We start from the raw sequence: 19,259 nt of genomic DNA on the forward strand, positions 1-19,259 counted from the left end.
CAGCCCTCATCGGCGGCGCACGTGAGTGGTGGGACATAAACCGCGCCGTCCACCAAGTGGTGGAGGTGCTTCGACAAGCGGACCTGGCAGGCCGTTTTATCCGCGCGGTTCGCAATTAGCGGCTTCGTGAAAGCTTTCAATCCATGAAAAACTCCTTGCTCCACCTGTGCTTGCTGATGGCCGCCGCGCAAAGCTGGGGCGTCACGAGTGCGTGGGCGCAAAAAATCGATGCCGGCCCCGACCGGGTGAAGCCGAACCTCGTGGTGACGCTGCCCCGCCTGGGCACGGTGAAGCCGCGCGGCACCGCCGAAATCGAGGCTTCGAGCTGGCTGCTGGGCTGTGAGACGCTGGACCGCGACTTTGCCGATTACGACCAGTACAAAGCGTACCTCGCGCCGCTGGGCATCAAGCGCCTGCGGATGCAGGCCGGCTGGGACAAAACCGAAAAAACCAAGGGCCAGTACGATTTCGCCTGGCTCGACCACATCATCGACGACGCCACCAAGCGGGGACTGAAACCCTGGCTGCAAATCTCTTACGGCAACCACCTCTACCCCGGCGGCGGCGGGGCCAACCTGGGAGCCGGCGTGCCCACCTCGCCCGAGGCGCTGGCCGCCTGGGACCGGTGGGTGGAAGCCCTGGTGAAGCGCTACCAAGGCAAAGTGACCGACTGGGAAATCTGGAACGAGCCCAACTTCGGCGACAACCTCGAAAACACGCCCGACAAGTGTGCGGCCCTAAATATTCGGACCATCGACATCATCAAGCGCGTGCAGCCCGAGGCGAAGGTTTCGGGCCTGGCCCTGGGCCACATCGACCTGGAATATGCCAACACTTTCTTCAAAATATTGGCGACGAAAGGCAAGCTGAAACTGTTCGACAACATCACCTACCACGACTACACCTACAACCCCGATTCGCACTATCCCAAGGTGCTGGCGCTGCGCGAAATCCTGCACAAATACGCGCCCAACATGCCCCTGCGGCAGGGCGAAAACGGCGCGCCCTCGGGCAGCGGCGCGGGGCGCGGGGCCTTGTCGGAGTACGAGTGGAGCGAGCTGACCCAGGCCAAGTGGGACAGCCGCCGCATGCTCGGCGACCTGGGCCACGACATCGAAACGAGCGTGTTCAGCATCGTCGAAATGGCCTACACCAGCGGGCCCATTCACCGGCTCAACCTCAAAGGGCTGCTCCAATCGGACTCCACCAAGCAGGTGGTTCGCCCCAAGCTGGCCTACTACGCGGTGCAGAACATCACCGCCATTTTCGACCGCTCGCTCCAGCGCATCCCGCAGGTGCGGAGCACGCACAACCCAGCCGCGGTGCCTGCAAACCCCGACGAGGTGGCCTACACCAAAGGCACCGACCGCAGCCTGGCCGTGTACGGCTACCGCCACGCCACCACCAAAAAGCAGGCCTACACCATCTGGGCCGATGACGACATTCCGGCCGACGCCTACCAGCCCCGCACCCTGACTTTCACCTTCGCCAACGGCAATTTCGACCAGCCCGTGTACGTCGACCTCATCAGCGGCCGGGTGTATGAGATTCCGGCCGCGCAGTGGAAGAAAGTGGGCAGCACGTACTCGTTTACCAACATTCCGGTGTACGACTCGCCGATTTTGATTGCGGATAAAAGCCTGGTTAAGATGCAGTAGTACGCCCTCCCCGTTCACCTCACCCCCTGCCCCCCTCTCCTGCGGAGAGGGGGAACCGGTTCGGCGCTTGCGTCTGGCTCCCCTCTCCACGGGAGAGGGGCCGGGGGTGAGGTCCCCCCGCCAGCACATCACCCCTTTCCCAAACTCCCACCCCGCTTATGCAAACGCTCCAAACCCTAGACTACTGGGCCATTGCCATCTACATGGCCCTGATGGCCGGTATCGGCCTGTTTCTGGGCAAGTTCGTGCAGAACATCGGCGACTATTTCAAGGGTGGCAACGCCATTCCGTGGGTGTCGGGGGCCATCAGCAACTTCATGACGAAGTTCAGCACGTTCATGTTCGTGGCCTACGCGGGCATTGCCTACAAGGATGGTTTTGTGGCGCTTACGCTGATTTGGAGCACGGTGATTCCGGCGCTGGTGGGCGTGGCCATCTTTGCCAAGCGCTGGCGGCGAGCGGGCATTCTCACGCCGATGGAGCTGCTGGAGCGGCGCTTCAGCCCGGCGGTGCGGCAGGTATTTGCCTGGGGCGGCGTGGGCTTCAAGGTGCTGGATAACATGGTGCGCCTCTACGCCCTGGGCCTGTTTGTGAAAACGGCGGCGGGGCTGAGCCTGGAGCAGGCCATTCTGGGCTGCGGCATCATCGTGGCGCTCTACACCATTGCCGGCGGCCTGTGGGCGGTGGTGGTGACGGACGTGGTGCAATTCATCATCCTGATGGTGGCCACGCTCATCCTGGTGCCGCTTACCATCAAGGCCGCCGGGGGCATGACCCACCTGATGCAGACCATTCCGCACCACTTCGACCCCTTCAACGGCCCCAAGGGCATGCCCTTCTACCTCGGCGTGTACTACTTGATGATACTCGTGAAATACAGCGGCAACTGGACCTTCATCCAGCGCTTCTACAGCGTGCGCGACGAGAAAGCCAGCCAGAAACAGGGGCTGCTGACGGCGGCGTTTTTCTTCCTGTTCCCGGTCATCTTTCTCTTTCCCTCGATTGCCGCCCGCGCCATTCTGCCCAACCTCGAAAACCCCGAAATGGCCTACGTCAGCGTGTGCCTCAAGCTGCTGCCGCCGGGCATCATGGGCTTGATGGTAGCGGCCATGTTCGCGGCCACCATGTCGGTGCTCAGCGGCGAGTACAACGTGACGGCCGGCGTGCTCACCCGCGACATCTACGAGCGGGTGTTCAACGCCCAGGCCAGCGGCCGGCAGCTGCTGTGGGTGGGCCGCCTCATGACCCTGGCCCTGGGCGGCATCGTGACGGTGGGCGCCCTGTTCGTGGGCGGTTTCGGCGGCGCTTTCGAGGCTAATAAGCTCTTCACCGGCCTCTTCGCCATCCCGATGACGCTGCCGCTCATCCTGGGCGTGGTGCTGAAACGGCCCCGGCCCTGGGGCGCGCTGGCCACGCTGGTGGTGGGCATGGCCATCGGGCTGGTGCTCAATGCTACCCCGTCGGTATCGTGGGAGTTGGCCACATTTATTGAAATCGTGGCCTGCGTGGCGGTGTTCCTGATTTCGGGCCTGGTGCCTTCGCCCGATGCGGCGTACCGCGAACGGGTGGCCACCTTTTTCCGCCGCCTGGCCACGCCGCTCACCGAAGCCGAAAAGCCCGTGGAAGACCCCGTGTTCATGCGCTCGATGTCGCGGCTCTATGCCGTGGCGTTGGCCGTCACGGGCGGATTATTCATCGTGATGAGCGGGCCTTCCCTGGGCCAGACCAGCGGCAAGTTCGCCTGCGGGGCGGGCGTGGTCTGCCTCTTTTTTTCTGCCCTGCTCTGGTACTGGACGCGGGCCGTGCCGCCGGCCTCCCTCGTCACTACCGCCAAAACCCTTTCCAAAGACTACGCTAATCAGCCTGTATGAATCCCCTCGAAAACAACGTTATTTTCATCACCGGCGCATCGTCGGGCATCGGCAAGGCCACGGCGCGCCAGCTGCTGGAATCCGGGGCCAAGGTCTTCGATTTCAGCCGCACCAACCGGCTGGCCGATGAGCTGCCCGGCGTTACCTCCTACCTCGGCGACGTGGGCAGCGAGGCCGACGTGCAGGCCGCTTTCCAGCTGTGCCAGGACACCTATGGCCCCGTCGATGTGCTCATCAACAACGCCGGCCTCGGCCTGCCCACCCCCGACCTCGCCGAAACCGACCTCGAAACCTACGAGCGCATGATGAACACCAACGTGCGCGGCGTTTTCCTCTGCAACCGCGAGGCCCTGCGCCAGATGAAGCCCCGCCAAAAGGGCCACATCGTATCGGTGATTTCGATGGCCGGACAGCGCACCAACCCCGGCGCCCCGCTCTACTGCGCCTCCAAGTTTGGGGCCCGCGGCCTTAGCAGCGGCCTGGCCGACCAGGTGCTGAAGCTCGGCATCAAAGTAACCGACGTGAACCCCGGCCCCACCGACAGCAACTACTGGGGCGACCGGCCGGTGGCCCGCGAAAAATTCCTGCAACCCGACGACGTGGCCCGCGTCATCGCCTTCGTGCTGAGCCAGCCGGAGTTCGTGGTGATTCGGGAAATCAATTTTGACAACATGAAATTCTTAGCCGGCTAATTATGAGCACTCAAGTCCTCACCCCAGCCCACCCCAACGGCACCGCGCCCGCCGCCGTGCTGCCCGCGCCCACGGCCCTCTTCCCCATTCCGGTGGCCGAGATGCGGGAGCGTTACCTCGCGCTCTATACTGGCGCGGTAAACGACGTGCTGCGCTTCAACTACAACATGCACGCTACCAGCCTGCCGCCGGAGTTTGCGCCCCTGCGCGAAACCATGAAAATAGCCGGCCTGGCCTTCACCGTGAAAGGCGGCCCCGACATCACCACCGAAGGCGAATTCGAGATGCGTGCTCAGATGCTGGAAGACCTGCACCCCGATTCGGTGGTGGTGTGGGACTGCACCGGCGACACCGTGACTTCGCAGTGGGGCGAGGTGATGTCGCTGGCCGCCCTCAAGCTCAAGTGCCGGGGCGCGGTGGTCAACGGCATCCGCGACACCTCGGCCATTCTGGAATTGGGCTTTCCGGTTTTCCATAAGTACAAGGCCAACACCGGCATGCTGGGCCGCTTCCGCATGTACCACTACCAGAAACCCATCCTGATGGGCGAGGTGAAAGTGCAGCCCGGCGACTGGATTTTCGGCGACATCGACGGCGTGATTTCCATCCCCCAAAACATCGCCTACGACGTGCTCATCGCGGCCGAGAAAATCCTGCAAAAGGAGGAAGATATCCGCAAAATGGTGGAAAGCGGCATGAAGCCGACGGACGTGGTGAAAAACGGCGGGTATTTCTAGGGCTTTAGAACGTCATGCAGAGCGGAGCGAAGCATCTCGCGTGTGGTAGTAATCCAATCGCGAGGAAAAGAATTAGTGATGGCACGCGAGATGCTTCGCTGCGCTCTGCATGACGTTTGACAAGCAGGGAAAATGATAAAAACCAACCCAACAACTCCCACCCAATGGAGGCCACCATCGCCACCCAACGCATCTTCCTCACCGAGACGGAAAAGGAGGCCATCCTGACCAACGCCGACCCGGTGTTGCGCCAGTTCCGCGCGGCCCTGGCGCAGCGCGTGGCCGACCGGCTGGCCGCGCCCGCCCTCGCCGATGACGCCACCGGCACCGGCCGCGGCCGGCTGGGCTGGTGGTACCCGGCCGCCGAATACCTGTCGGATGCAGCGATGGAGCACGCCCTCGCTCCTACCCCCACGCTGGCCAGGTGGCTGCGCGACGAAACGCAGCGCACTGCCCGCCGCCCGGTTTCGGATTGGGTGGGCCCGTGGTTTCGCAGCCACGCCGAGCCCTTCACCGGCCACCTCGAAACGGCGCATTTGTGCTGGGGCGTGGCGGCCGTGCTGGATTTGGCGCCCGATGTGCTAAGCGAAGACGAGCAGGAGGAAGTGCGACAGGCCTTACACGAAAAAGGCCTGACGCTCTGCCAGCGCTGGCTGCGGCAAAACACCCACCTGGCCAACTGGCGCGGCATCATGGTCTCCGGCGCCGTGGTGGCCGCCGCCGCGCTGGGCGAAGAAGACCTGCTCGACGAGCTGCTGCCCGACCTGGCCCGCATGGCCCAGGCCTTCCAGCCCGACGGCTCCTACGGCGAGTCGCTGCAATACGGCAACTACCTGGCCAATGCGTTGATGCTGGCCTACGAAGCCCTGATTCGCAAGTACCCCGCGCAGGCCGCAACGCTGGACGTGGCCGCCTACGGGCGCGGCATGGGCTGGATGGCGCAGAGCATGCTCTACCGCAAGCCCTTAACCGGCTGGGGACCGGAAGCACGGGCGCGGGCCGTGAACTTCAACGATTCCGCCGCGCTGTTCCGTCCCTCCGGCGACCTGCTGCTGCACGTCGCCGCCCGCTTGCACGACCCCGTGCAGGCCGGGCTGGCGCGGGGCTTGTTCCAGGCGTATTACGAGCCCTGCCCCACGCAGGGGCCGCACGATTTGGCCAGCTTCGGCTTTGTCAACGACTGGGGATTTCTGACGCTGCCCCTGCTGGCCCGGAACTTACCGGCGGCCCTCTCCCCGCAGGCCGCGGGCCTGCCCCTGACGGCCGCTTTCGCCAACGGCAACACCTTCGTGCGCGACCGGTGGGATGGCAAATCCGTGCTGGCCATCCAGGGCGGCATGAACCAGGGCTGCTTCGCCCCCGGCCATTTGCAGGGCGATTTGAACAGCTTCCTGCTGACCTACGGAAAGGAACGCCTGCTGGCTGACCCCGGCCACAGCTGCTACCGCAACCTGATTCACGGCCTGGAAAGCGCCACCCAAACCCACAATTCCTGCACCTTCCTCATCGAGCAGGATAACCTGGGCCTGCAGGAAGACCTGGCCAAAATCAAGCTCCTCGAACAGCGCAACGTGCTGGGCCGACGCACCATTAAAGCGGATGGCGACGTAGGGCCACCCGTGGAGCGGGGCGGCCGGCTGCGCGCCGCGCTACGGGCGGAAGGGGTTTCGCTGGTGGTCTCAGAAGCGGCCGCCGCCTACGGCGCTCCCATCGAAGAGTTCACCCGCATCTGGCTGCAATGCGGCCCCCACGTCACGTTTGTGCTCGACCGCATTCAGGCCACCGAGCCCGTGCGCCCGGTCTGGAACTGGCTGGTGAACAACCAGGACGGCCAAACCGAGGTGCAGACCGCGCCGGGCCAGCTGCAAGCCACGCGGCACGGCGTGGGGCTGCGCCTCTGGCAAACCGGGGGCGAGGCTGCCGCGCCCGCACCGCAGGGCCCCGTGTATGCCTACCTGCACGACGCCTACCACCCCGAGCCCGCGCAGCTCGGCGAGGGCCGGCCGGGCAGCGGGCTGCTGTTTCGCTTCGCGGATGCGGTGCCCGCGCAGCTGGTTCACCGGCTCCACGTCATCGTGGCGGATGAGGCCAGCCCCCTGGCCACCTGGCAGTTGGACCGTGGCCCCGACGGGTGGACCATCCGCAATGCCCAAGAGGCCTTCACTCTTTCGCTGCGCCAGCTCTCGCCCCTGCGGCTGGATTTGCACACCGCCAGCGGCCATTGGCTGGTGGAGGAAACCGCGGAAAACGACTACCGCCTGAACGCCCGCAACGGCTCGCGTCTAATGTCATAAAAACCTAATTATGAACGGATTGACTTTTACAGGGGTAGACCACCCCGGGCTGGCTGTTGCCCAAATTGAAGGAATGACCGAGTGGTACTGCGCCGTTTTGGGCTATTCCCGCTGGTTTGAATACCGGAACGAGGCCACCGGCAAAGTGGTCTGGATGCTGCGGGCGCCGGACAATTCGCTGCTCGAAATCATGCCCCGCGACGACACCCCGCGCCCCGCCCGCACCACCTGGACGCCGGGCTGGTCGCACCTGGCCCTGCGCATTGCCGACCTCGACCAGGCCATCCGCCACCTCGACCAGCACGCGGTGCGCTGGGGCGGCGAGGTCATGCCAGCCATCGGTGGGGGCCGCGTCCGCAATTTCTACGACCCCGAAGGCAACATGCTGCAGCTTCTGGAGCGCGGGCCTTTGGATACCTGAAACCTCTTTTCTCAAACCAAAAAAAGACCGTCATGCTGAGCGCAGCCGAAGCATCTCGCGTGCTACTACTAATTCTTTTTTAACGATTGAATTACTACTCCACGCGGGATGCTTCGCTACGCTTTGCATGACCGCCACCCGGTTTTTATTCCCACCCCCATCAATTATGAGCACGCTCCTTTTCACTGGCAACCAATCTTTTCGCGTCGAACCCACGGCCACCGTGCCGCCCTTGCCCGGCGAGGTGCAGCTCCAGGTCGCCTACTGCGGCGTGTGCGGCACCGACGTACACCTCTACCACGGGGCCATGCCGCACCGGCTGTCGTTGCCGCAGGTTATTGGCCACGAAGTTTCGGCCGAAATTGCCGCGCTGGGCGCGGGCGTGAGCGGCTGGAAAGTGGGCGACCGGGTGACGGTGCGCCCGCTGCAGCCCGGCACCGAAGACCCTTCCGACAACGGCCAGCACCACATCGGCAAGAACCTCAAGTTCATCGGCATCGACACGCCCGGCGGCATGCAGAGCCACTGGAACGTGCCCGCCCACACCCTGCACCGCCTGCCCGATACCCTGCCGCTGACCCTCGGGGCCATGATTGAGCCACTGGCCGTGGCCTGCCACGACGTGCGCCTGGGTCAGGTGCAGGCCGGGGAGCAGGTGGTGGTCATCGGCGGCGGGCCCATCGGCATTCTGATTGCGCTGGTGGCCCGGCAAAAGGGCGCCCACGTCCTCGTTTCGGAAGTAAATGCCGCCCGGCTGGAGCTGGCCGGGTCACTGGGCCTGCCCACCGTAAACCCCGCTACCACGGATTTAGTGGCCGAAGTAGAAGCTTTCACCAACGGAGCCATGGCCGACGTGGTGTTCGAAGTATCGGGTGTGGCGGCCGGCGTGGCGGCCATGACGCAGCTGGCCCGCGCCCGTGGCCGGCTGGTGATGGTAGCCATCCACGCCGAGCAAAAGGCCGTGGATTTGTTCCGCGTGTTCTGGCGCGAGCTGCAGCTCATCGGTGTGCGCGTGTACGAGCCGCAGGACTTCGAGGAAGCCATTGCCCTGGCCGAAAGCGGCACCATTCCGCTGGAGAAGCTCATCACGCAAATCGCGCCGCTGGCGGATGCACAGTCGGTTTTTGATGCCATCGACCGCAACCCGGCGGGCATGAAATACCTGCTGCAGTGTTCGTAGTGAACGGAGCGTGAACAACAGAAAAAGACCGTCATGCCGAGCGCCGCCGAGGCATCTCGCGTGCTTCAACTAATCCCAATCGATTGAATTACTACTGCGCGCGCGATGCCTAGGCGGCGCTCGGCATGACGGACGATTCCCTTTTCAATCCCGCTTTCCTTATCATGAAGCCCCTTTTTCTAAGCACCTTACTCCTCGTTGCCGTCACCCAAACCGCCTTCGCCGGAACGTGGTACGTGGCCGGCACCGGCAACGACGCCAACAGCGGCAAGACCCAGAAAACCGCCTTCCGCAGCCTGCAAAAGGCCGCTGATGTGGTGGACCCCGGCGACGTGGTGCTCATCAGCAACGGCACCTACACCAATGCCAATACCGGCGATGGCGGCGCGGTAGTATCGGTGGAGCGCTCCGGCCGGCCCGGGGCGTGGATTACCTGGAAAGCGGCCCCCGGCCAGCACCCGGTGGTTCACCCCATCGGCTGGACGGGCCTTCAGATTCGGGCATCCTACCAGGTGTTTGAGGGGTTGACAGTAATGGGCAATAACGACGAAATCTCACTGGACGAGGCCAAGGCTGACACCAAAAACGCCAAAGCCAACCCCTACTACAACACCAACGGCATCTGCTTCGACGGGCGCAAGGCTGCGCCCACTGCGCACCCGCACCACGTCGTCATTCGCCGGTGCGTGGTGGGCAAGTGCGCGGGCGGCGGCATCACCGGCCTGCAAATTGACTACCTCACGATTGAAGATTGCCAGGTGTTCAACAACGCCTGGTTTATGCGCTACGCCGGCTCCGGCATCACCCTGCTGGAAAACTGGGCCTTCGACGCCGACCCCGGCTATCACATCATCATCCGGCGCAACCTGGTGTGGAACAACAAAACCCAGGTGCCCTGGGACCGCACCGGCAAGCTTAGCGACGGCAACGGCATCCTGCTCGACGTGACCGACCAGCCCACTGCCGCGCCCGGCGCCACCAACCCCGACGGCGACGCCATCATCGCTCCGGCTACCGCGCCCAGGCCCGAAGAAGCCAAGCGCCCCGAATGGCAAGGCCGCGCCCTGATTGCCAACAACATCAGCGCCGGCAACGGCGGCTCCGGCATCCACACCTTCCGCACCAAACACGTCGACATCATCAACAACACTACCTACTGGAACGGGCAGGTGGTGGGCTACGAGGAGCTGTTCGCCAACCGCTCCGACGACGTCGTCATCCTCAACAACGTCATCGTGCCCAAGCCCGGCGGCAAGGTGACCGGCAACAACCGCAACACCAACATCCGCTGGGATTACAACCTCTACCCCGCCGCCCAGCAGGTGATGACCGGCCCGCACGACCTCGTGGCCGACCCCAAATTCCTTGATGCCCAAATCGACCTGACCAAGGCCAATTTCCGCCTGGCCAGCGGCAGCCCCGCCCGCGACTCGGGCTGCGACGACGTGCCCCAACCCACCGACCTCACCGGCCAGAAACGCCCGCCGCACGGCGCCCGCGACCGGGGTGCTTTTGAGGAGTAAACCGGCCGTTTCCTGCCGTTGCCCAGCTGGTTGAAGCCCTGCTCCACGCTGACCAGCTAGCGGCCCCTGTGTCCGCAAACCAAAGCCTATACCTCTATTAACATCATCTTAGTCAATTATTTATTTCCGGCATTCCATTGCCAGCCTGGGTGAATTCCTTCTTCGTGCCATTGTCCGATGGCCGGCTCATTGCTTCCACATTTTTCACCATTTACCCAATTCCCACTTTATGAAAAAACTTCTCTTTACCCTGTTGCTGGGCGCAGGCTGCTCGATGGCGGCCGTGGCTACGCCTTATTACGTGTCATCGGGGGCCGGCTCCTCGGTCACGGGCGTTGATGCGACAACCGGTGGCCAGGGGCTAAGCCCGACCCTGCCCTTCGCCACTATTCAGTTTGCGGCCAATCAGGCTCACCCCGGCGACATTGTGTACGTGCGTGCGGGCACCTATTCCAGCAGCGCTTCCTACAAGCCGGTGCTGTCCCTCGACGCGGACGACGCAAATTCGACCTTGAAAACGCAATATTCGACCACGAGCGCGGCCAACAAAATTATTTTTCAGAACTACCAGTCCGAGAGCCCGCTGATTAAAGCCGACAACGTCGACAACGCCATTCTCATCAGGGGGAAATTCGCTTACATCGATATCGTGGGCTTCCGCATTCAGGGCAACAACGGGAACGTGAATGGTGGGGTACCCAATGCGGGCAGTTCTACCGTCGTCACCGACCCGGCTGGCCAACCCGGCGGCTGTAAATATGAGGAGACTCAAAATGGCCCGGGAACCCCCAAATACAACACCAATGGCATCGCCGTTGTGGGGAGTGCCGGCAATATCCCGAACCACATCCGGGTTCTCAGCAACGAGGTGTTTGAGTGCGGCGGAGCGGGCATCGCCGCCAGCCAGGCCGACTACGTGACCATCGACAGGAACGTGGTGTACAACAACTGCTGGTACACCGTTTACGGCTCCAGCGGCATTACCATCAACTCCAGCCGCAACTTAGACACCAACGCCGGCTACCACATCATCATTACGCATAACAAGTGCTTCAATAACCGCTTGTATGTGTCGTGGTTTAGCAAGACTTACCCCACCCCCGCAATGCCTCCCTATGGCAATTGCAAAGGCATTACGGATGGCAACGGCATTATTCTGGACAAAAACAACGACTACGGTTACACGGGTGCGTTTCAGGTAGCCAACAACCTGTGCGTAGCCAATGGTGGGGCTGGCATTCAGGTGTTCAAAACGAAGAATGCCGACCTCATTAACAATACGTGCTACCGCAACTCGCACAGCGGGGAACTGCGGGGCATAAGAGGCGAAGTGTTCATCAACGAGACGGACAATGTGCTGGTGCAGAACAACATCTTCTCGACCAACGCCGGCGCTAAAACGTACGGGCTTGGGGCTGCGAGCACCGGGCTCTCCTTCACCAACAACCTGTTTTTTGATTCCGACACCCCCACCAGCACACCCACTACCGGGGCCAACATCGTGAAGGCCGACCCGGGTTTCCAGGGCGCAGGCGTCGACCCGGCCACCGCCAACTTCGCGCTCAATCCGGGCAGCCCGGCCATCAACCAAGGGCTGAACACCTTGTCGTCTGGCCAGGCGCTCAATTACCTGGACCTGGCCGGCAATACCCGTGTAGTAGGCACCGTCGACCTCGGAGCTTATGAAGTGCAAGCCGCCGCCCGTACTGCCCTGGCCACCAGCACACCAGGCAGCACCAGCAGCCAGTTCGGCGCCTACCCCAACCCCTTCAGCGGCGCGGTCACGCTCGCCTATACCCTCGACCGGCCCGGCCCCGTGCGCCTGGAAGTATTCGACCTGCTGGGCCGCCGCGTGGCCCTGCTCGTGAACGAAACCCGGGACGCCGGCCGCCACGAAGCCCGCTTCGAGGCACCCAGCCAGGCCGCGGCGCTGTATCAGGTGCGCCTGACTACGGCCGAGGGCACCACGGCCCAAAAACTGGCCAGCCAGCCTTAAACAAGCCATTATCAGCACCTGGCCCGCTCAGCAGCTGCTTTCCGGTTGGAAAGCAGCTGCTGTAGCCGGGGCTTCGCATTCCATTTCTTTTTCATTCACCAAAATTCCCTCATCCAATGCGAGCACTTTTTCTCACGGCCCTGTTGAGCCTGGGCATCTTGTCCGAAGCCGCGGCCACCGACTACTACGTTTCCAGCGGGGCTAACTCCCTCGTGACGGGCGTCGACGCCCTGGGGGGCGGGCGCGGGCTGAGCCCCGGCCTGCCTTTCGCCACCATCCAGTTTGCGCACGACCAGACCGCGCCCGGCGACGTGGTGTACGTGCGCCAGGGCACCTACCGCCCCCCTTACTCCTCGGGGCCCGGTGTGAAAATCATCCGCTCGGGCACCCCCACGCAGTGGATAGTGTACCGCAACTACCCCGCCGACGCGCAACGGCCGCTGATGCAGTTCATGAGCTTCCAGGGCTTTTACGTCACCCAGGGCGCGTCTTATATTGAAATCAACGGCTTCCGCGTGCAGGGCAACAACCGCAACATCACCCTGGCCGACGCCCTCAACCAGCCCGGCAGCTGCGCCAACACCACGGGCTCTGCTTCGGGCGTATACGCCGGCAATGGCATCTCCTGCGACGCCACCGGCGCCACGGGCGGCGCCCTCCCCCACCACCTGCGCTTTATCAACAACGAGGTATTTGAGTGCGGCGGGGCGGGCATCGCCACCAACGTTGCGGACTACGTGACCATCGACAACAACCTCGTGTACAACAACTGCTGGTATTCCAAGTACGGTAATAGCGGCATCTCGATGAACTCCAGCCGCAACTTCGACACCGCCCCCGGCTACCACATGGTCATCACCCGCAACCGCAGCTTCGGCAACCGCCTCTACGTGCCGTGGCGCAACGGCACCGTGTGTCAGGGCATCACGGACGGCAACGGCATTATTCTCGACTTGAACACTACTACCAACCCGGCCACCAACTACATCAGCGCGTTCCTGGTTGCCAACAACGTGATAGCTAACAACGGCGGGGGTGCCATTCAAATCTTTAAAACGGCCAACGTCGACGTCATCAACAACACCTGCTACCAGAACTCGCGCAGCCCCGAGCTGTATGCCACCCGTGGTGAAATATTCACCAACCAGGCCAATACGGTGCTGGTGCAGAACAACATCATGGTGGCGGACTACATCACCAAGGCCAACAGCAACTATGCCACGCCCAACCTCACCTACTCCAATAACCTGACCTTCGGCGGCATTGGGACGGACGTGCTCGGCACCAACGCCATCGTGGCCGACCCGCAGTTCATCAACGCGAGCGTCGACCCGTTCACGGCGGATTTCCGCGTGTTTGCCACCAGCCCGGTCGTCAACGCGGGCCTCAACAACCTGCTGTCTGCCACTGACGTCACGGGGAATCCGCGGGTAGTGGGCGCGGCCGTGGACCTGGGCGCTTACGAGTACGATGCCGCCCTGGCCCCAACCTTTACCACCTGGCTGGGCGGGGGCACCACCGACTGGAACACGGCGGCCAACTGGTCGGCCGGCGTGCCCTCGGCTACCCTGGACGGGTATATTCCGGCCAACGTGACGCCTTATCCGGTCATTGCCGCCAACACGACTATCGGAAACCTCGCCATCGCCGGCGGCGCTTCTCTCACCCTCAGCGGCGGGGTGCTGGACGTGAAAGGCTCGCTGAACAACGGCGGCACCCTCACCACGGCCCCCGCGGCGTCCTTCGCCCTCACGGGCACCGGGCCGCAGGGCCTGGGCGGCTATGGCACGCTCGACCTGTGGGACCTAACCCTGAACAACGCGGCGGGCGCGGGCCTGAGCGGCCGGGTACGCGTCCACGGCGTGCTGACCCTGACCAACGGCACGCTCACCGCCAACGACCGGCTGACGCTGGTGTCCGACGCCACCGGCACGGCGCTGGTGAACAACGCGGGCTCCGGCACCGTGAGCGGCTACAGCACCGTGCAGCGCTACATCGACGGCAGCGTGAACCCCAGCCTGGGCTACCGCCACTACAGCTCGCCCGTGGCGGGCACCACCGTGGGCGATTTGACCGCCACGGGCTTCGTGCCGCAAATCAGCCAGGCCGCCGTGTACAACGCCTCGGCCACGCCCGGCACCACCACGCCCTTCCCCAACGTGTTCACCTACGACCAGAGCCGGGTGAGCCTGACCAACAGCTACGCGCCGTTTGACCGCGGCTTCGTGGCACCCACCGCCCTGACGACGGGGCTGACCGTGGGCCGTGGCTACGTCGTGAACATCAACGCGCCGGCCGTGGTCGATTACGTGGGCGTGCTTAACAACGGCGACAAGCCGGTGGCGCTGACGCGCAACGCCGCCGGCTCGGCCAACGACACCGACGCCGGCTGGCAGCTGCTGGGCAACCCCTACCCCGCGCCGCTCGACTTCAGCCTGGTGGCCCCCGCCGACCGTGCCAACCTCGACGCCGCGATTTATGTATTTAGCAGCGCCAGCCAGTACGGCGGCACCTACCGCAGCTACGCCAACGGCATCGGCAACCCCGTGCTGCCGCTGGGCCAGGCCTTCTTCGCCCGCGTGAGCACCGGCCAGACCGCCGGCACCCTCACCTTCCACAACAGCCAGCGCCTGACTGCGCCCAACAGCACCACCTTCCAGCGCGGCACCGCCGACGTGCGGCCCCAGGTGCAGTTGGAGCTGCGCGGCACCACTGGCCCCGCCGATGCCTTCTACGCCTACGCCGAAACCGGCACGACTCCGGCTTTCGACGCCCAGTTTGATGCCCTGAAGCTGCCCAACACCACCGGCCTGAACCTGGCCTCGGTGGCCGGCAGCGGCGAGTCGTTGTCCATCGACGGCCGCCCGGTCTTCACCGCCAACACCGTGCTGCCGCTGGCCGTGGGCGTACCCGCCGCCGGGGCCTACACCCTCACGGCCGCTGCGCTCAACAAGCTGCCCGCCAACCTCGACGCCGTGCTCACCGACGCCCTCACCGGCCAGACCGTGAACCTGCGCCAGCAGCCCGCCTACTCATTTAGGGTGAGCCCGGCCGCGGCCAGCGCCCTCGTCACCGGCCGCTTCAGCCTGCATTTCGCCGCCCGCGTGGCCACGGCCACCGCGCCCGCCCTCACGGCCGCCGAAGTGTCGCTCTACCCCACCCCCGCGCACTCGGCCTTCACCGTGCTGGTGCCCGCCGTGGCCGGGGCCACGCAGGTCCACGTCGACCTGCTGAACGGCCTGGGCCAGGTGGTGCGCCACCAGGAGGCCGCCCTGCCCAGCGTCGGCGCTCGCCTCGCCGTGGATACCGACGGCCTCGCCACCGGCATCTACACACTACGCCTGCAAGTGGGCGCGGCCACGCTGGCCAAGCGCGTGGTGCTGTATTAGTGGAAAGGCCCATTCCAGCACGGGGTGGGCCATTTTTCTCTCCCTTAATCCCCTTTTATTTCATGAAACACCTACTTTCTTCGGCTACGATGCTCGTGGCCATTTGGGCACTCGCCAGCATTTCGGCTTTGGCGCAGCCCGGCTCGGGTGGCCCCGACCCTGGAGCGCCCGCAGCAACCGAAACGCCCCTTGACGGCGGTGCCTCGCTGCTGCTGGCCGGGGGCGTGGCCTACGGCCTGCGCAAGCTGCGCACCCGCCGGCAGGCCCGCCGGTCCGGTTCCGTCGCCCAGTAATTTCCTGCGCCCGCCTTGCCGAAAGAGGATAATACCTTGGGCAAGGCGGGCGTACTTTTAGCGGCCGGTTGCCCCAGGCCAAAATTCTGAAGCTGTTTAGAAATTCAGTTCGAGGATGTAGAGACGCCTATTCGCGTCTCGTCGTTGAACGAATCCTGCCTTTGTCGTTCAACGACGAGACGCGAATAGGCGTCTCTACGCCGTTCTGGCGAATTCCTAAACAGCTTCTCCGTCTACTTCGATAAAGCCCTATGAATGAGAGACGACAATTCCTGAAAAACGCCGGCCTGCTCTGCGCCGGCCTGACGCTGGTGCCTTTCGCCGGCTACGCGGCCGGACTGGGCGCCGAACCCCGGTTCATCTCGCAACGCCCGGCGCTGAAGGACCGGCGCTTCACCAGCAAGGCCATTGAGGCGCAAATTGTCCGGGTCAAGAAGAAAATCAAAGACCCGGAGCTGGCCTGGATGTTCGAAAACTGCTTCCCCAACACCCTGGACACGACCGTGACCGTGGGCGAGGTGAACGGCCAGCCCGACACCTACGTGATAACCGGCGACATCGACGCCATGTGGCTGCGCGACTCTTCGGCCCAGGTCTGGCCCTACCTGCCGTTTATGAAACAGGATAAGGCGCTGGAACGGCTCGTTACCGGCGTCATCAACCGGCACGCGCGCTACGTGCAGATTGACCCCTACGCCAATGCCTTTTACCAGGACGCGAGCCGCACGGCCGAGTGGCGCAAAGCCGAAACCGAGATGAAACCCGGCGTGCACGAGCGCAAGTGGGAAGTCGATTCGCTGTGCTACGTCATTCGGCTGGCGCACGGCTACTGGCAAGCCGGTGGCGACCCCGCCTGCTTCGACCAAAACTGGCTGGCCGCCATGCAACTGATTGTGAAGACCTTCAAGGAGCAGCAGCGCAGGGAGAACGTGGGCCCCTACCGCTTCCAGCGCACCACCAACCGCCCCACCGATACTGCCGCCGGCTCGGGCTACGGCAACCTGACCAAGCCCAACGGCCTCATCTGCTCGGTGTTCCGGCCCTCGGACGACGGGACGGTATTCCCGTACCTGATTCCTTCCAACTTCTTCGCCGTAAAGTCGTTGCGCCAGCTGGCCGAGCTGGTGACGGCCCTGTACCAGCAGCCGGCTTTCGCGGCCGAATGCACCGCCCTGGCCGACGAGGTGCACACCGCCCTCAAGGAAAACGCGGTTATCGAGCACAAGAAATTCGGCCGGATGCTGGCCTATGAGATTGACGGCTCGGGCTCGTTTTATCTGATTGACGACGCCAACGTGCCGAGCCTGCTCTCGCTGCCCTACCTGGGCGCCATCGGGCCGGAGGACGAGGAACTGTACCAGAACACCCGCCGTTTTTTGCTCTCCTACGGCGACAACCCCTACTACGCCAAAGGCACCGTGGCCGAGGGCGTTTCCGGCCCCCACGCCGGCAAAGACAACATCTGGCCCATGAGCGTCATCATCCGGGCCATGACCTCGAACCGGGATGAAGACATCCTGGCTAGCCTGAAAACGCTCAAAGACACGCACGCGGGCACGGGCTTCATGCACGAGTCTTTCAACAAGGACGACGCCAGCAAATTCACCCGCAAATGGTTCGCCTGGGCCAACACGCTCTTTGGCGAATTCGTGGTCCGCGTGGCCGATGAAAAACCGCATTTATTAAGCAAGCTGGTCTAATCATTCTTTCCGCTTATTCCCTCCCCCCCCCATCCATGGCTTCCGTTTCCCCTACCCTGATTACGCCACCCGCGGCCGGCGCCGACACCCAGCAGCGCTACACGTCCGCGCTGAGCGCCGTGACCACCCTTTTCTTTTTATGGGGCTTCATCACTTGTCTGAATGACATTCTGATTCCCTACCTGAAGGCGATTTTTCAGCTCTCCTTCGCGCAGGCTAACCTGATTAACGGGTGCTTTTTCGGGGCGTATTTTCTGATGAGCATTCCGGCGGGCAAGCTGGTGGCGCGGGTGGGCTACAAGCGCGGCATGCTAGTGGGCTTTGCGGTGGCGGCGGTGGGCGCCTACCTGTTTTATCCGGCGGCGGCGCACCGGGCGTATGGGCTGTTTCTGGGGGCGCTGTTCGTGCTGGCGTCCGGTATTACCATTTTGCAGGTGGCGGCCAACCCGTACGTGGCCATCCTGGGGCCGGCCAAATCGGCTTCGGCCCGGCTCACGCTCACGCAGGCCTTCAACTCGCTGGGCACGTTTCTGGCGCCACTGCTGGGCAGCGCCCTCATCCTGAGCAAGCTGCCCAAAACCGTGGATGCCGCCAGCGCCGCCAGCATCGACGTCACGGCCGTGCAGGTGCCCTACCTCATTATTGGCACCGTGCTGCTCGTCATCAGCCTGCTGCTGAGCCGGGTGCACCTGCCCCAAATCACGCACGCGCCGGCCGCCGCCTCGGCCGCGCCCGGCACCGGCAGCCCCTGGCAGTACCGGCACCTGGTGCTGGGCGTGGTGGGCATTTTTGCCTACGTGGGGGCCGAAGTCGCCATCGGCTCGCACATCGTGAATTACCTGGCCCTGCCCGATGTGCTGGGCCTTTCGCCCGCAGCGGCCGGCCAGCAGGTGGCCAAATACTGGTTTGCCGCCATGCTGGGCCGCTTTGCGGGAGCGTATCTGCTGAATAAGTTCGCGCCGGCCAAGCTCCTGGCCTTCAACGCGGCGGGGGCCATCGCCCTGGTGCTGCTCTCCATCAATTCGAGCGGGGCGCTGGCCATGTGGAGCCTGCTGGCCGTGGGCCTGATGAATTCGCTCATGTTCTCGACCATCTTCACGCTGGCCGTGGCCGGGCTGGGCCGCCACACCGAGCAGGCCTCGGGGCTGCTGTGCACGGCCATTGTGGGCGGGGCCGTGGTGCCGCTGCTCTTTGGCGTCGTGGCCGACCATCAGGGGCTGCGGCTGGCGCTGTTGCTGCCGGTGCTGTGCTACGGCTACATCCTGTGGTACGGGCTGCGCGGCAGCAAAAACGTGCTCGCCCCGCCTGAAATGCTCAATCCGGGCAATATATCCTAGCTGGCTTTGCCTGGCGCTCCATGGCCGGGTGCGTGGCAGCGGGCATTGGGCGGCTCCGGCTTTTTCGCTCCCCAGCTCATGAAAAAAGCCCTGATTTTCGACATGAACGGCACCTTTGTCGACAACATTCCCCCACTACGCCGCCTGGCTGGCCTTCCTCGAAAAACA

The 19,259-nt window shown here is 63.8% G+C and carries 13 protein-coding genes; all 13 read left to right on the forward strand.

The window, feature by feature from the left end:
• Positions 1 to 143: 143 nt before the first annotated feature.
• The 13 genes from J4G38_RS06065 (at position 144) to J4G38_RS06125 (ending at position 19,091) form a co-directional block, all read left to right on the forward strand.
• A complete protein-coding gene (locus J4G38_RS06065) occupies positions 144 to 1,658 on the forward strand; it encodes a GH39 family glycosyl hydrolase (RefSeq protein WP_226163188.1) in 1,515 nt (504 codons plus the stop codon).
• Positions 1,659 to 1,816: 158 nt separating this feature from the next.
• On the forward strand, positions 1,817 to 3,529 hold the full coding sequence (locus tag J4G38_RS06070) for a sodium:solute symporter family protein (RefSeq protein ID WP_210515995.1): 1,713 nt from the start codon (positions 1,817 to 1,819) through the stop codon (positions 3,527 to 3,529).
• Positions 3,526 to 4,221 (forward strand): SDR family oxidoreductase, encoded by a 696-nt coding sequence (locus J4G38_RS06075; protein WP_210515993.1) that lies wholly within the window; start codon positions 3,526 to 3,528, stop codon positions 4,219 to 4,221. The genes J4G38_RS06070 and J4G38_RS06075 overlap by 4 nt, the downstream gene beginning before the upstream one ends.
• A 2-nt stretch (positions 4,222 to 4,223) precedes the next feature.
• A complete protein-coding gene (locus tag J4G38_RS06080; protein ID WP_210515991.1) occupies positions 4,224 to 4,958 on the forward strand; it encodes an RraA family protein in 735 nt (244 codons plus the stop codon).
• A 164-nt stretch (positions 4,959 to 5,122) separates the two neighbouring features.
• On the forward strand, positions 5,123 to 7,252 hold the full coding sequence (locus J4G38_RS06085; RefSeq protein WP_210515989.1) for a hypothetical protein: 2,130 nt from the start codon (positions 5,123 to 5,125) through the stop codon (positions 7,250 to 7,252).
• Positions 7,253 to 7,262: 10 nt separating this feature from the next.
• Positions 7,263 to 7,673, forward strand: a complete 411-nt coding sequence (locus J4G38_RS06090) for a VOC family protein (RefSeq protein ID WP_210515988.1) — start codon at positions 7,263 to 7,265, stop codon at positions 7,671 to 7,673.
• A gap of 166 nt (positions 7,674 to 7,839) precedes the next feature.
• Positions 7,840 to 8,853, forward strand: coding sequence for a zinc-dependent alcohol dehydrogenase (locus J4G38_RS06095; protein WP_210515987.1), 1,014 nt, complete (start codon positions 7,840 to 7,842; stop codon positions 8,851 to 8,853).
• Between the two features lie 164 nt (positions 8,854 to 9,017).
• Positions 9,018 to 10,376 carry a right-handed parallel beta-helix repeat-containing protein gene (locus tag J4G38_RS06100; RefSeq protein WP_210515986.1) on the forward strand — a complete coding sequence of 453 codons (1,359 nt, stop codon included), beginning with the start codon at positions 9,018 to 9,020 and terminating at the stop codon, positions 10,374 to 10,376.
• Between the two features lie 229 nt (positions 10,377 to 10,605).
• A complete protein-coding gene (locus J4G38_RS06105; RefSeq protein ID WP_210515985.1) occupies positions 10,606 to 12,372 on the forward strand; it encodes a choice-of-anchor Q domain-containing protein in 1,767 nt (588 codons plus the stop codon).
• Positions 12,373 to 12,488: 116 nt separating this feature from the next.
• Positions 12,489 to 15,761 carry a choice-of-anchor Q domain-containing protein gene (locus J4G38_RS06110; RefSeq protein WP_210515984.1) on the forward strand — a complete coding sequence of 1,091 codons (3,273 nt, stop codon included), beginning with the start codon at positions 12,489 to 12,491 and terminating at the stop codon, positions 15,759 to 15,761.
• A gap of 62 nt (positions 15,762 to 15,823) precedes the next feature.
• On the forward strand, positions 15,824 to 16,054 hold the full coding sequence (locus J4G38_RS06115) for a PID-CTERM protein-sorting domain-containing protein (RefSeq protein ID WP_226163191.1): 231 nt from the start codon (positions 15,824 to 15,826) through the stop codon (positions 16,052 to 16,054).
• A 251-nt stretch (positions 16,055 to 16,305) separates the two neighbouring features.
• On the forward strand, positions 16,306 to 17,754 hold the full coding sequence (locus J4G38_RS06120; RefSeq protein ID WP_210515983.1) for a glycoside hydrolase family 125 protein: 1,449 nt from the start codon (positions 16,306 to 16,308) through the stop codon (positions 17,752 to 17,754).
• 35 nt (positions 17,755 to 17,789) lie between these two features.
• Positions 17,790 to 19,091, forward strand: coding sequence for a sugar MFS transporter (locus tag J4G38_RS06125; RefSeq protein ID WP_210515982.1), 1,302 nt, complete (start codon positions 17,790 to 17,792; stop codon positions 19,089 to 19,091).
• Positions 19,092 to 19,259 lie beyond the last annotated feature (168 nt).

Source organism: Hymenobacter terricola (assembly GCF_017921975.2).
In the GTDB taxonomy this organism is placed as follows: domain Bacteria; phylum Bacteroidota; class Bacteroidia; order Cytophagales; family Hymenobacteraceae; genus Hymenobacter; species Hymenobacter terricola.